The organism is Micromonospora sp. WMMC415, from assembly GCF_009707425.1.
Lineage (GTDB): Bacteria > Actinomycetota > Actinomycetes > Mycobacteriales > Micromonosporaceae > Micromonospora.
This window is the reverse complement of record NZ_CP046104.1, coordinates 5,993,649-6,006,433: the sequence shown is the minus strand read 5'-3', so window position 1 is coordinate 6,006,433 and position 12,785 is coordinate 5,993,649. Positions and strand designations below refer to the sequence as shown.

The 12,785-nt window shown below is 74.0% G+C and carries 11 protein-coding genes and 3 tRNA genes; 10 read left to right on the top strand and 4 right to left on the bottom strand.

What is annotated here, in order from left to right:
• Window positions 1-3: 3 nt before the first annotated feature.
• The 5 genes from GKC29_RS28120 (at window position 4) to arfB (ending at window position 3,750) form a co-directional block, all read left to right on the top strand.
• A complete protein-coding gene (locus tag GKC29_RS28120) occupies window positions 4-990 on the top strand; it encodes a DUF58 domain-containing protein (protein ID WP_196255959.1) in 987 nt (328 codons plus the stop codon).
• Complete coding sequence (locus GKC29_RS28115; RefSeq protein ID WP_155333676.1) at window positions 987-1,946, top strand: VWA domain-containing protein; 960 nt, start codon at window positions 987-989, stop codon at window positions 1,944-1,946. The genes GKC29_RS28120 and GKC29_RS28115 overlap by 4 nt, the downstream gene beginning before the upstream one ends.
• Window positions 1,947-1,998: 52 nt before the next feature.
• Window positions 1,999-2,862, top strand: coding sequence for a S1C family serine protease (locus GKC29_RS28110; RefSeq protein WP_155333675.1), 864 nt, complete (start codon window positions 1,999-2,001; stop codon window positions 2,860-2,862).
• A 109-nt stretch (window positions 2,863-2,971) separates the two neighbouring features.
• On the top strand, window positions 2,972-3,259 hold the full coding sequence (locus GKC29_RS28105) for a hypothetical protein (RefSeq protein WP_155333674.1): 288 nt from the start codon (window positions 2,972-2,974) through the stop codon (window positions 3,257-3,259).
• 65 nt (window positions 3,260-3,324) lie between these two features.
• The gene (gene arfB, locus GKC29_RS28100; RefSeq protein WP_155333673.1) at window positions 3,325-3,750 is read left to right on the top strand and encodes an alternative ribosome rescue aminoacyl-tRNA hydrolase ArfB; all 426 of its coding nucleotides are present in this window, start codon (window positions 3,325-3,327) and stop codon (window positions 3,748-3,750) included.
• 8 nt (window positions 3,751-3,758) lie between these two features.
• On the opposite strand, the gene GKC29_RS28095 is transcribed toward arfB, so the two are convergent.
• From GKC29_RS28095 to GKC29_RS28085, 3 genes are read right to left on the bottom strand one after another with little or no spacing between them, the layout of a single operon-like run.
• Window positions 3,759-6,230, bottom strand: a complete 2,472-nt coding sequence (locus GKC29_RS28095) for a low temperature requirement protein A (RefSeq protein WP_155333672.1) — start codon at window positions 6,228-6,230, stop codon at window positions 3,759-3,761.
• A 45-nt stretch (window positions 6,231-6,275) separates the two neighbouring features.
• The gene (locus GKC29_RS28090) at window positions 6,276-7,145 is read right to left on the bottom strand and encodes a 3-methyladenine DNA glycosylase (protein ID WP_155333671.1); all 870 of its coding nucleotides are present in this window, start codon (window positions 7,143-7,145) and stop codon (window positions 6,276-6,278) included.
• A gap of 34 nt (window positions 7,146-7,179) precedes the next feature.
• Window positions 7,180-8,661 carry a hypothetical protein gene (locus tag GKC29_RS28085; protein WP_370463286.1) on the bottom strand — a complete coding sequence of 494 codons (1,482 nt, stop codon included), beginning with the start codon at window positions 8,659-8,661 and terminating at the stop codon, window positions 7,180-7,182.
• Between the two features lie 301 nt (window positions 8,662-8,962).
• Between GKC29_RS28085 and GKC29_RS28080 the strand changes: the two genes are divergently transcribed.
• The 4 genes from GKC29_RS28080 to GKC29_RS28065 all read left to right on the top strand — a co-directional run bounded on the left by GKC29_RS28080 (window position 8,963) and on the right by GKC29_RS28065 (window position 10,444).
• On the top strand, window positions 8,963-9,766 hold the full coding sequence (locus tag GKC29_RS28080) for a fumarylacetoacetate hydrolase family protein (protein ID WP_155333669.1): 804 nt from the start codon (window positions 8,963-8,965) through the stop codon (window positions 9,764-9,766).
• A 106-nt stretch (window positions 9,767-9,872) separates the two neighbouring features.
• A tRNA-Gln gene (locus GKC29_RS28075) sits at window positions 9,873-9,944 on the top strand.
• Between the two features lie 103 nt (window positions 9,945-10,047).
• A tRNA-Glu gene (locus tag GKC29_RS28070) sits at window positions 10,048-10,120 on the top strand.
• 251 nt (window positions 10,121-10,371) lie between these two features.
• Window positions 10,372-10,444 (top strand) — tRNA-Glu (locus GKC29_RS28065).
• A 156-nt stretch (window positions 10,445-10,600) separates the two neighbouring features.
• Here GKC29_RS28065 and GKC29_RS28060 read toward each other — a convergent pair.
• Entirely contained in the window at window positions 10,601-11,287 is a 687-nt protein-coding gene (locus GKC29_RS28060) for an IclR family transcriptional regulator (protein WP_013284529.1), read from the bottom strand.
• Window positions 11,288-11,336: 49 nt separating this feature from the next.
• On the opposite strand from GKC29_RS28060, the gene leuC reads away from it, so the two are divergent.
• Window positions 11,337-12,782: a 3-isopropylmalate dehydratase large subunit gene (gene leuC / locus GKC29_RS28055; RefSeq protein WP_155333668.1), complete on the top strand. Its 1,446-nt coding sequence runs from the start codon at window positions 11,337-11,339 to the stop codon at window positions 12,780-12,782.
• Window positions 12,783-12,785: the final 3 nt, after the last annotated feature.

The window sequence follows — 12,785 nt, the reverse complement described above, 5'->3', positions numbered from 1 at the left end:
ACCCTGCCGCCGGACCCCGGCGTGGCCGACCTCGCCGGGGACGCGCGGCTGCGCCGGCTGGAGCTGACCGTGACCCGGCGGCTGGACGGACTGCTGCACGGGGAGCACCAGGGGCTGCTGCCGGGGCCGGGCAGCGAGCCCGCCGGCAGCCGGGAGTACCGCCCCGGGGAGGACGAGGTCCGGCGGATGGACTGGGCGGTGACCGCCCGCACGGCGGTGCCGCACGTACGCGAGGTCGACGCGGACCGGGAACTCACCACGTGGCTGCTGGTCGACGCCAGCCCCAGCATGGAGTACGGCACGGCGGAGCTGGACAAGCGGGAACTCGCCGTGGCCGCCGTCGCCGCGGTCGGCTTCCTCACCGCCGGGGTCGGCAACCGCCTCGGCGCGCAGGTGCTCACGCCGACCGGGCTGCGCCGCTTCCCGCCCGGCACCGGGCGTACCCACCTGTTCGGGCTGCTCCGGACGCTGCTGGCCGCGCCGCGTACCGGTGGCTACGACGAGGACACCGCCCCGCTCGCGCCGCCCGACCTGGTCGAGGCGCTGGACGCCGTGCACCGGGTGGCCACCCGGCGCGGGCTCGTGGTGGTCGTCTCGGACTTCCTCGACGGTCTGCCCGACGACCCGGCACAGGCGGCGCCCTGGGAGCGGACCCTGCGCCGGCTGGCCGTCCGCCACCAGGTGCTCGCCGTCGAGGTGACCGACCCGCGGGAGTGGGACCTGCCGGACGTCGGCCTGGTCACCCTGATGGACCCGGAGAGCGGCCGGCGGCGGGACGTCTGGACCGGGGATCCGGCCCTGCGGGAGCGGTACGCGGCCGCTGCGGCCGCCCAGCGCGACCAGGTACGCGAGGCGCTGCGGCGCAGCGGCGCGGCGCACCTGCCGCTGCGGACCGACCGGGACTGGGCGGCGGACGTCGTGCGCCACGTGCACCGGCAACGCCGGCTGGCCGCCGCACCCGCCACGACGATCCGGGGAGGTGCCGCGTGATCTGGCTGTCGCCGGTCCGCCTGTGGCTGCTGCTCGGCGTGCTCGCGCTGGTCGTCGGCTACATCCTGGTGCAGCGCCGCCGCAGCCGGTACGCCGTGCGCTTCACCAACCTGCGGCTGCTCGACCGGATCGCCCCGCAGCGTCCGGCGTGGCGCCGGCACGTCCCCGCCGGGCTCTTCCTCGCCATGCTCGCGCTGCTGGTGGTCGGCTTCGCCCGGCCCACCGCCGAGGTGCGGGTGCCCCGGGAGCGGGCGACCGTCATGGTGGCGGTGGACGTCTCCACCTCGATGCTCGCCGACGACGTGGAGCCGGACCGGCTCAGCGCCGCCCGGGAAGCGGCCCGGTCCTTCGTCGACGGCCTTCCCGACGAGTTCAACGTCGGTCTGGTGGCGTTCGCCGGCAGCGCCGCCATGCTGGTGCCGCCGAGCACCGACCGGGAGGCCCTGCACGAGGGGATCGGCCGGCTGGTCGAGGGCGCGACCGGCGTGCAGGGGACGGCGATCGGGGAGGCGATCAACACCTCGCTCGGGGCCGTGCGGAGCTTCGACGCCCAGGCGGCGAAGAACCCGCCGCCGGCCCGGATCGTCGTGCTGTCGGACGGTGCCAACACGGCCGGCATGGACCCGATGGAGGCCGCGGCCGACGCGGTGGCCATGAAGGTCCCGGTCTACACCATCGTGTTCGGCACCCCGAACGGCTTCGTCGACCGGTTCGGCCGGCCGATCCCCGTGCCGGTCGACGGGCAGACCCTGAGCGCCGTCGCCGACGAGACCGGCGGCCGGTTCCACGAGGCCGGCAGCGCCGAGGAGCTGAAGGCGGTCTACGAGGACATCGGCAGTTCGGTGGGCTACCGCACCGAGCGGCAGGACGTCTCGGCCCGGTTCATCGGCCTCGGACTGGTTTTCGCCATGGGCGCGGCGGCGGGCTCGATGCGCTGGTTCTCCCGCCTGCCCTGACCCGACCGGAGCCGGTCACGGTGCGGCCGATCGACACGTGAGGAGCGTACGCATGGCAGTGCAGACCGGGCTGGGCGAGCCGCGCGGCCCCTGGTTCGTCTCGCCGGAGCTGGACCCCGACGGGCGGTCCCGCTGGGACGTACCCGGATCGGACCGGGCCGGGGCGGGACGGCGCTGGCACGGGCGGCTGCTGGCCGGCCTGGCGGTGGTCGCCCTCTCCAGCGCCTCCGGCGCGGCGGCCGGTGGGCTGGTCGCGAGCCGGGAGGGCGCACCGGGCCCGGCGGCGGCCTCGGCCGCCCCGGTGCCGGCGGAACTGGTGACGGCGGCCGAGAAGACCGTCCCGGGGGTGGTGTCGGTGCTGGTGGGCGGTGCGGGCGGCGCCTCGGCGACCGGCTCCGGTTTCGCCGTGGACGACCAGCAGCACATCATCACCAACGACCACATCCTGGCGAAGGGCCGGAACGGCTCGGTGACCGTGGAGTTGCCGGACGGGCGGCGGTTCGCCGCGGAGGTGGTCGGCCGGGAGCCCCGCAGCGACCTCGCGGTGCTGCGGGTCCCGCCGTCGGCCGGCCTGTCCGCGCTGCCGCTGGCGAAACCGGGGTCGACCCGGGTGGGGGAGCCGGTCCTCGCCGTCGGCTCGCCGCTCGGCCTGGCCGGTACGGTCACGGCCGGCATCGTGAGCGCCCTGGACCGGCAGGTACGCCTCGGCGACAACCGGCACACCGCCGTCCAGACGGACGCGTCGATCAACCCGGGCAACTCCGGCGGTCCACTCGTGAACGCGCGCGGCGAGGTGGTCGGTGTGAACACCGCGATCGCCACGATCGACGGGAACGGGTCGATCGGCATCGGCTTCGCCATCCCGATCGAGCAGGTCCAGCAGACGGCCGACACCATCATCGGCAAGGGTGGCTGAGTTACGGTGAGTGACTGACCGATTACGCGTGGAATAGGGGATGTGTCGGATTTCAGCGCGCATCCATCAAGCCATGGAAATATCACGCTGAGTATGAATACTGACGGGGGTGGAGCGTCCTCTCATCGCGGTCCTCCTCCTGGTGGGCCTGATCATCGGAACCGGTGTGGGGTCGGCGTACGCCCGGGCGCGACGCGGGTGGACCGACTACCAGACCGTGAAAAAGTCGGTGCCCGGCGCCCGGCGCACCGCGTGGCTGCTCATCCGGGTGGTCACGACCAAGGTCGGCGTGATCGCCCTGCTGCTGGTCGGTGCCGTCGCGTACGCGGCGGTCGGCTCCGACGGCGAACCCGAGCGTGCCGACCCGAGCCCCTCCGCCACCACCGCTCCCCGCTGACCGGCGCGGGCCGCGCGTGCGGGGGACCGCGCGTACCGCGCCGGCCGCGGCGTTAGCCTCGGGGCATGGACGGAGGGCTGCGGGTGAACGACCGGTGGGTCGTGCCCGACGCCGAGCTGCGGGAGCGCTTCTCCCGGTCCTCCGGCCCGGGCGGCCAGGGCGTCAACACGACCGACTCGCGGGTCGAGCTCAGCTTCGACCTGGGCACCTCCCCGGGCATCCCGGACGCCCTCCGCGCGCGGGCCCTCGACCGTCTCGCCGGCCGGCTCGTCGACGGGGTGCTCACCGTGACCGCCAGCGAGCACCGGGCCCAGCTCGCCAACCGGGAGGCCGCCCGGGACCGGATGGCGGCGCTGCTGCGCGAGGCGATCGCGCCGCCGCCGAAGGCGCGGCGCCAGACGCGACCCTCCCGCGCGGCCAAGGAGCGCCGCCTGGCCGAGAAGAAGCGGCAGTCCCAGCGCAAGCGCGACCGTCGCGTCGACGGCGACTGACCAGGGCCTCACCGTTGCCCGGCCGCCCCGGCCGATCCGGGGGAGGGCGCCGGACGCCGCAGGTCGGCACCCCGGGTCACCTCCACGACGACCAGCAGCAGCCCGGCACCGACCAGCGCGCTCAACGTCACCAGCGGGGACAACCCGGCGGTCACCACCGCCAGCGCCGCCACGACGAGAGCGGTGACCACCCGGCGCGGCCGCAGGTCGCCGGCGACCCGCCACCAGAACGCCTCGTCCGCGACCAGGAACAGCAGGACTCCGCCGTACAACGCGACGTGCGCCACCGGGTACAGCGGGGGACTGGCCACGAAGAACGCCTGGGTGCCGAGCACCATCATGACCTTGCGCAGCCCGAGGGAGACGAGCACGATCCCGGCGATCATCGGCAGGTGCAGGTAGAGGTACGCGTCCCGGGCCAGGGCGCCCCGCGCTGCTCCGTGCCGCTCCGCCAGCGTCCGCTCGGCGAGCTCGGCGTCGCACCCGAAGTAGAGCCACCACAGGACGCCCAGCAACGCGGTGCCGAGCACGGCGGCCACGACGATGCGGTTGGAGACGGGGGAGTAGAAGACGGCGGCACCGATCGCGATCACCGCCTCGCCCAGGCCGATGATGATGATGAGGCTGAACCGGTCCGCCCAGTGCCGGGCGGACATGATCCGCCACCGGTGGGGGCGGATGATCAGCGGCCCCATGATGTCGATTCCGATCGCCGCCACCCACAGCGTCACACGGAGCGGCGAGAGCTGCCGGATGTCGCCGACCGGGTGCGGCGCGAGGGCCGCCACCACCAGCAGGGCCAACGCGAGCAGCGTCGGTGCCGCCATGCGACCGACGTTGCCCCGGCGAACCCGCTCGCCCCGACTGTGCGACGTCAACCACAGCGCCGCGAGGGCCAGCAGCCTGATCACCGCGTAGCAGGTCACGAACACGACCGGTCCCGACAGGCCGCCCGCGGCGTCCGCGAGGGCCTGCGGCACGGCAATGCTGATCACCGCCGTCACCGCGACCACCGTCACGATCGCGGCCCGCACCGCCGCCGTCTCCGCACGGACCGACGTGGCGAGCCAGACGTAGGTAGACCACGCCGACCAGAGCACCGCCAGCACCAGCAGGCCACGGAGCAGACCGGACCAGGTGGGATCATCCGACATCAGGGCGGACACCTGAAGGAACGCGAACACGAAGACCAGATCGAGGAAGAGCTCCTTCGGGGTGACACCGGTGCCCTCCTCGCTCGGCGTACCGATGTGGGCGTGCAGTTCCCGGTGCTTGTGCCGGAACACGGTGGCGTCGGAGATCGCCATGACGCCCACCGCGACGGTCAGCAGGACGAGCTGCGGCAGTACCGGCAGGCCGACCGCCACCGGCAGCAGCGCGAGGGTCAACACGATGCCGAGCAGGGGCGAGCGCCCGAACAGGCGCAGGGTCCGGACCTCGAAGGCGAAGAGGCCGACCAGGTAGAGCACGACGCCGCCGTAGAGCACCATCGGCCCGAGGGCGTCCGGCTCCGACGGGATGCGCAGCTGGGCCAGAGCGTGCTTGAGCGCCAGGGACACCAGGATCAACCCGGCCATCATCGGCAGGTGCAGATAGCTGTACGCGTCCCGGGCGAGTCTGGTCCGCCGGGCACCGGAAACCTGCCCCAGCGCCTGCTCAGCGGCGAAACGGGCGATGTCGAAGTAGGTCCACCAGAGCGTCCCGATCAGCACCACGCTGAGCAGCACACCGGCGATCACCGGCCAGGTCACCGGTTGGGCCACCGCAGCGCCCTGGCTCAACCCCACCGAGATGATGGTCTCGCCGAAACCGATCAGGATGATCAGGCTGTGCCGCTCCGCCCAGTACGGAATGGACCGTAGCCGCCACGCCCCGGTCCCGGCGGCGTACACCCCCGCGTACTCGATGACGATGGCGAGCACGACGAGACCGAACCGGGTCCAGTCCCGTAGCAGCCGGTCGTCGGTGAGCGCCGGGAGCAGGGCGGACGCGAGGACGAGCAGCATCCCGGCGATGGCTGGCGGCCACACCCGGCGGAACTGCCGGCGCAGCTCGGGCCGGTGGCGCAGCGCCAACGCGGCGACCAGCAACGGCCCGCCCCGGGCGACGACGTACCCCACCGCGAAGACCAGCGGTCCCGGCAGCCCGCCGGGCCGGTCGACGAACGCCTCCCGAACGGTCAGCGCCATCACGAACAGCGTCGCGGCCAGCCCGAAGGTCACCGCCGGCAGCACGCCCCGGTTGAGCCGGACCACGTTGCCCAGCCACGCGTAGTGGACCCAGCACCACCACAACAGCACCAGCAGCAACATGCCGCGGGGCACCCCGGCGACGTTGAACTGCTCGGCGGTCACCCCGGTGACGTTGAGGAACGCGTAGACGAAGACCAGGTCCAGGAAGAACTCCAGGCGGGTCACGCCCTCCGCCCGGCCCGCCAGATGGATGCGGCCGAAGTACGCGACGGTCCCGGCTTGCCTCACCCGACCACTGTGTCAAGCGCGGCGGCTCGCCCGGCCCGGTTCGGACTACTCGGGCAGGGCGTCGAGCAGGCGGGCGCGCAGCGCCGCGGCCCGCTCGGCGAAGCGGCGCTGCGCGGTCACGTACTCCGCCCGCCCCTCCGCGGTCTCCACCCGCACCGGTGGGTACCCGAGCGCGGCCAGATCGTACGGACTGGCCCGCATGTCGAGGGTGCGGATCTCCCCCGCCAGGTCGAAAGCGTCCGCCACGAGTTCGCTCGGCACCAGCGGCGACAGCTTGTACGCCCACTTGTAGAGATCCATGTTGGCGTGCAGGCAGCCGGGCTGCTCCAGTGCGTGCTGGCTCTCCCGGGTCGGGGTGAGCACGTTGAGCGGCCGGGCCGGGGCGGTGAAGAAGCGGTACGCGTCGAAGTGACTGCACCGTACGCCCCGCTCGTCGACGACCGCCGCGGTGCGCTCCGGGCTCAGCCGCAGCGGCCAGGCGTTGTGCCGCACCTCCGCCTGCGTCTGCCGGTAGACCATCGCCCACTCGTGCATGCCGAAGCAGCCGAACTGCGCGGACCGCCCGGCCGTGGCGCTGAGCAGCGCCCGGATCCAGGCGACCGACTCGGCGCGCCGGGCGCGTACCCCCTCGGTGTCGAGCGTCACCCCGGCGGCGCCGGCGCGGTAGTCCCGCCCGAGGTCGGCGGCGTCCGCGTCGCGCAGCACCACCCCGGCGCCCGGATGCCAGCGGCGCAGCTGGGCGGGGCGGTACGAGTAGTAGGTGAAGAGGAAGTCCTCCACCGGATGCTTCTCGCCGCGCCGCCGGCGGGCCAGGTGCGGCGTCAGCCAGGCGTCGACCCGCTCCTCGTGCGCCCGGCGCCGCGCCCGCCAGACCGCCGCGTCGAGCACAGCGGTCGGGGCGAGGGCGGCGGTCACGCACCCAGGGTACGACCGCCGCCCGCGCCGCCGGTCAGGGCACGTCCACCCGCACCCCGGCGGAGAAGACGCCGCTGCGCAGCTCCAACTGGGTCGGCGGCTCCCGGCCGTTCACCGTGAACACCAGCGGGAGCACCATGCGGCTGCCGGCCGCCATCGGCCGGGCGAACACGTCGCGCCCCAGGTTCGCCCGGCGCGTCGCCTGCTCGTCCGTGCTGACGAAGTTGCCGTCGGCGAGGTACGCGCGCTGGAGGCGGCCGTGCCAACTCTGCTGCTCAGGTGTGAGATTCCGGACGCCGACCGTGGCCGCGCACTGCCGCGCGCCCCGGCCCGGCTCGCAGGCGACGCGGTAGACGGTGAACTCGAACGCCGCCTCGCGCAGCGGCTCGCCGACCGCGCCGGACACCCCGGTACCGACCCAGGCGCCACTGGTGGGGCGGCTGTCGGTGTCGACCGCGGCGGCCTGCCGGGTCGCCGTCCAGGTCGCCGTGCCGAGGGTGCCGGCCAGCATCACCGCGGCCACCGGCACGATCAGCCACGTCGACGGCTTGCGCCGCAGCGGCGGGGCGCTGGGCGTCGCCGGCCGCGGGTAGACCGTGCCCCGCGCGTGGTCGACGAGGGCAGCGGCCTGCGGACGGCGCCGGCGCCGCCACGTCCAGAGACCGCCCAGGGCGACGACGGCGAGACCGCCGAGGCCGGCCACCAGCGTCGCGGGCTGCCGCCACACCGGCGGGTCGGCCTTCGTGACCGTCGTGGTCTGGGAAGCCACGCCCTGCCAGGTGGCGGTCGCGCAGTCGTACGGGCGGTAGCCGTCGGTGGCGAAGGCGCAGGCCGGCGCGGTCAACGGTCGGCCCGGGGCGGCGGTGATCGCGGTGCCCAGGGTCGTGGTGCTCCGGGCGGGCAGCCGCAGGTTCCAGGTCACCTCGGTCACGTCCTGCCCGCCGTTGCGGGTGGCCCGACCACCGCTGGTGATCGAGGTCGGCGACGTACCGGGGGGCAGTTCCTGGCGGACGGTGGTAGCGACCGGCCGGCTGCCGTCGTTGCGGACCTGGATGCGGTAGCGCGGCGCGGGCGTGCCCTCCGGCGCGACCCGCACCGTGACCGGCGGCTTCGGCGGTGGGAGAGCCGCCCGGGTCGGGATGGGCACGGCCGGCGGGGCCGACGGCCGGCCCGGTTCCACGCTCGCACCCGGCTGGTCGGTCGGCGCGGCGGCCGGTCGCGGCGCGGCCACCGGTGCGACGGCCAGCGGCGGCCGCGCCACCGGGTGCGCCGGCACCGGCCGCGCGGTGGCCCGGTGCGCGGTGGCCTCCGGCGTGCCGGCCTCCGGCGCGGTGGCCTGGCGCGTGGTGGCCTCCGGCGCGGCGGCCGGCTGGGTGACGGCCGGCTGGGTGGCGGCGGGCCGCGCTGTGCCGGCCGGGTCGGGTGCCGCCACCGGCAGTGCCGGTACGGCGGCGAGGATGCCGAGGCAGTGGACGACCACTGCGAGGGTCCTGTGGTGTCGTGTCGATGCAGGCATACGAACGAACCTCCGGAGCCGACGCTAGGGGCGGGCGCACGCCGTGCGGGTACGAAGTCGGGAAGTCCGCCCCGACGGCCCGCCGATCCCGTAGGGTGCCCGCCCGGCGCGGGCGGTGACCTGCCCGGCGGCCGTGGCCGCCGCCTTCGATGAACGCGTGGGCCCCGGCGCCGCTCCGGGCCGTGCCGGGGCTCGGCGCAGCCGTCCGTGCCGGGCGCGTGACCCGTCGGCCCCGCGGTCGCCTGTGCCGGGGCGCGTGGCCAGCGGTTCCCGCAGCGGTCGCCCGGACTAGATTGGCCTGGTGCGTATCGCTCGTTTCGCTCATGCCAACGGAATGTCGTTCGGGGTCGTCGAGGGGGAGCCGGAGGCGGGCCCGCAGGGCCTGACCGTCGCCGAGATCGACGGGCACCCGTTCGGGCGGGTCAACTTCACCGGCGGGCGGTGGGCCCTGTCCGACGTACGGCTGCTGTCGCCGATCCTGCCGAGCAAGGTGGTCTGCGTCGGCCGCAACTACGCCGAACACGCCGCCGAGCACGGCAGCGAGGTCCCCAGGGAGCCGCTGCTGTTCCTCAAGCCGTCCACCTCGGTGATCGGGCCGCGGGACGCGATCCGGCTGCCGATCTTCTCCAAGCAGGTCGAGCACGAGGCCGAGCTGGCGGTCGTGATCGGCGCCCCCGGCGCCCGCCGCGCCGACCGGGCCGCCGCCGAACGCGCCGTCTTCGGCTACACCTGCGCCAACGACGTGACCGCGCGGGACCTGCAGCGCGCGGACGGCCAGTGGACCCGGGCCAAGGGCTTCGACTCGTTCTGCCCCATCGGCCCCTGGATCACCACCGGGCTCGACGTCGCCGACCTGGAGATCCGGTGTGAGGTGGGTCGCAACCCGGACGAGATGGAGGTCCGCCAGCTCGGCCGCACCCGGGACATGGTGTTCGACGTGCCGGCCCTGGTGTCGTACGTCTCGCACGTGATGACGCTGCTCCCGGGCGACGTCATCCTGACCGGTACGCCGGCCGGGGTTAGCCCGCTCGCGGACGGGGATACGGTGACCGTGCGGATCGAGGGGATCGGTGAGCTGAGCAACCCGGTGGTACCCGTCACCTGATCCGCCCTGAGGCCCGTTTCCGCAGCTCACGGGCGGTTTGTGGGGCTCGATTTGGCCTGTCGGCAGCGGGAGGGTAAAGTTTGATCCCGGCGCCGCAAGGGGCCAATGGGGTATGGGGTAATTGGCAGCCCGACTGATTCTGGTTCAGTTAGTCTAGGTTCGAGTCCTGGTACCCCAGCGCAGTCGCGATTCGTGAGAATCGCGGTCGCTGGATTCTGGCGGAGGTCCGACCTCTGATAGAGTTCGGCTTCCTGCCCGCGAGGGTGGGAGCAGCAGGTTCTGGCCCCGTCGTCTAGCGGCCCAGGACGCCGCCCTCTCAAGGCGGTAGCGCCGGTTCGAATCCGGTCGGGGCTACAGAAGCGGTGACAGCCCGTCCCATGTGGGGCGGGCTTCGTCGTTCTCCGGCACCGATGCGCCTCCGGGTCGCCGCCCGCCCGTCGGTGGCGGGCCCGCCGGCCGGCGCTGGTGTCCGGAGCCGTCCCGGGCCGGCGCCCTCGGGCGTGCCGGCCGGAAGCGCGCGAACGCCCCCGCCGTCGGCCCGATCACCGGTGCCGCTAGACTACTTCCGCGCCGCCCGACCGGGGCGGTGAAGCAGGAAAACTCCTGGCCCCGTCGTCTAGCGGCCCAGGACGCCGCCCTCTCAAGGCGGTAGCGCCGGTTCGAATCCGGTCGGGGCTACAGATCGAAGGGCCCGCCTCGCACCCGCGAGGCGGGCCCTTCCCGCACGCACCCCCCCCCGGGCCCCGCCCCCGCCCAGGTCGATCATGAAGTTGACGGGTGGTTTGATCTTCGATCCACCCGCTAACTTCATGATCGACCTGGGCGGGTAGCGGGTCAGAGGCCGGAGAGGCGTTGGCCGGCTCGGACCACGGCCATGGCGTGACGTTCGCCGGGGCGGCGCCCGAGGCGTTCGATCGGGCCGCTGATGCTGATGGCGGCGATCACGCGGCCGGTGCGGTCGCGGATCGGCGCCGAGACGCTCGCCACACCGGCCTCCCGTTCGGCGACGCTCTGCGCCCAGCCGCGGCGGCGGACCTCCGCGAGGGTGCGGCCGGTGAACTTCGAGCGGGGCAGCAGCGGCATGACCGCCTCCGGCGGCTCCCACGCGAGCAGGATCTGCGCCGCCGAGCCGGCGGTCATCGGCAGCACCGAGCCGACCGGCACGGTGTCGCGCAGGCCACTGGCCCGCTCGGCGGCGGCCACGCAGATGCGCTCGTCGGCGCGGCGCAGGTAGAGCTGGGCGCTCTCGCCGGTGGCGTCGCGCAGGGCGGCGAGCAGCGGCTCCGCCGCGGTCAGGAGTACGTCGGGCGCCGCGTTGGCCAGTTCGCCCAGGCGTGGCCCGGGGCGCCAGCGCCCCTGGGTGTCGCGTACCAGCATCCGGTGGATCTCCAGTGCCTGTGCCAACCGGTGCGCCGTTGCCCGGGGCAGCTTCGTGCGTTCAACGAGTTCGGCCAGGCTGGCGCCGTCGACGCAGGCGGCCAGGATGACCACCGCCTTGTCGAGAACGCCGACACCGCTCATACTGTGTCCCACAAGCCGAAACTTACCTCCCAGAATTTAGGATGTCCAGATGGTGGGAGTCACTCCTGAGCCGAGGACCCTGGCCGAGAAGGTCTGGGACGCGCACGTCGTACGGTCCGTCGCGGGCGAGCCCGACCTGCTCTTCATCGACCTGCACCTGCTGCACGAGGTGACGAGCCCGCAGGCGTTCGACGGGCTGCGCCTCGCCGGCCGCCCGGTCCGCCGCACCGACCTGACGATCGCGACCGAGGACCACAACACCCCGACCGGGTACGCCGACCCGTCGTTCCGGTCCCGCCGTGGCGACCTCCTCACCATCGCCGACCCGACCTCGCGTACGCAGATCGAGACGCTGCGCCGCAACTGCGACGAGTTCGGCGTGAAGCTGCACCCGCTCGGTGACGAGAACCAGGGCATCGTGCACGTCATCGGCCCACAGTTGGGCCTGACCCAGCCCGGCATGACCATCGTCTGCGGCGACTCGCACACCGCCACCCACGGCGCGTTCGGGGCCCTGGCGTTCGGCATCGGCACCAGCGAGGTCGAGCACGTGCTCGCCACCCAGACGCTGCCGCAGGCCCGCCCGCGGACGATGGCGGTGAACGTCGTCGGGGAACTCGCGCCGGGGGTCACCGCCAAGGACCTGGTGCTCGCGCTGATCGCGCAGGTGGGCACCGGCGGCGGACGCGGCCACATCGTGGAGTACCGGGGCGAGGCGATCCGGAACCTCTCGATGGAGGGCCGGATGACCATCGCCAACATGTCCATCGAATGGGGCGCCAAGGCCGGCATGATCGCGCCGGACGAGACGACCTTCGCGTACCTCAAGGGGCGGCCCAACGCCCCGACGGGCGCCGACTGGGACGCGGCGGTCGCCTACTGGCGGACCCTGCCCACCGACGACGGCGCGACCTTCGACGCGGAGGTCACCCTGGACGCCACCCGGATCACGCCGTTCGTGACGTGGGGCACCAACCCCGGCCAGGGCGCACCGCTGGACGCGTCCGTGCCCGATCCCGAGGAGTTCGTGACCGAGCCGGAGCAGGCCGCCGCCCGCCGCGCGCTGGCGTACATGGACCTCACGCCCGGCACCCCGCTGCGGGACCTCGCGGTCGACGTCGTCTTCGTCGGGTCCTGCACCAACGGGCGGCTGGAGGACCTGCGCGTCGCCGCCGACGTGCTGCGTGGGCGCCGGGTGGCCGAGGGAGTCCGCATGCTCGTCGTGCCCGGCTCGGCGGCCGTCCGGGAGGCGGCCGAGGCCGAGGGGCTCGACAAGATCTTCACCGACGCCGGCGCCGAGTGGCGGTTCGCGGGTTGCTCGATGTGCCTCGGCATGAACCCGGACACGCTCTCCCCGGGCCAGCGCGCCGCCTCGACCTCCAACCGGAACTTCGAGGGCCGCCAGGGCCGGGGCGGACGCACCCACCTGGTCTCCCCGCCGGTCGCCGCCGCCACCGCCGTGGTGGGCCGGCTGGCCGCTCCCGCCGACCTGTAGAAG

Excerpts from the sequence above, each read along its gene's own strand:
- GKC29_RS28060 (WP_013284529.1), bottom strand. The coding sequence starts at position 11,287 with ATGAGCGGTGTCGGCGTTCTCGACAAGGCGGTGGTCATCCTGGCCGCC.
- GKC29_RS28110 (WP_155333675.1), top strand. The coding sequence starts at position 1,999 with ATGGCAGTGCAGACCGGGCTGGGCGAGCCGCGCGGCCCCTGGTTCGTC.
- leuC (WP_155333668.1), top strand. The coding sequence starts at position 11,337 with ATGGTGGGAGTCACTCCTGAGCCGAGGACCCTGGCCGAGAAGGTCTGG.
- arfB (WP_155333673.1), top strand. The coding sequence starts at position 3,325 with ATGGACGGAGGGCTGCGGGTGAACGACCGGTGGGTCGTGCCCGACGCC.
- GKC29_RS28085 (WP_370463286.1), bottom strand. The coding sequence starts at position 8,661 with ATGCCTGCATCGACACGACACCACAGGACCCTCGCAGTGGTCGTCCAC.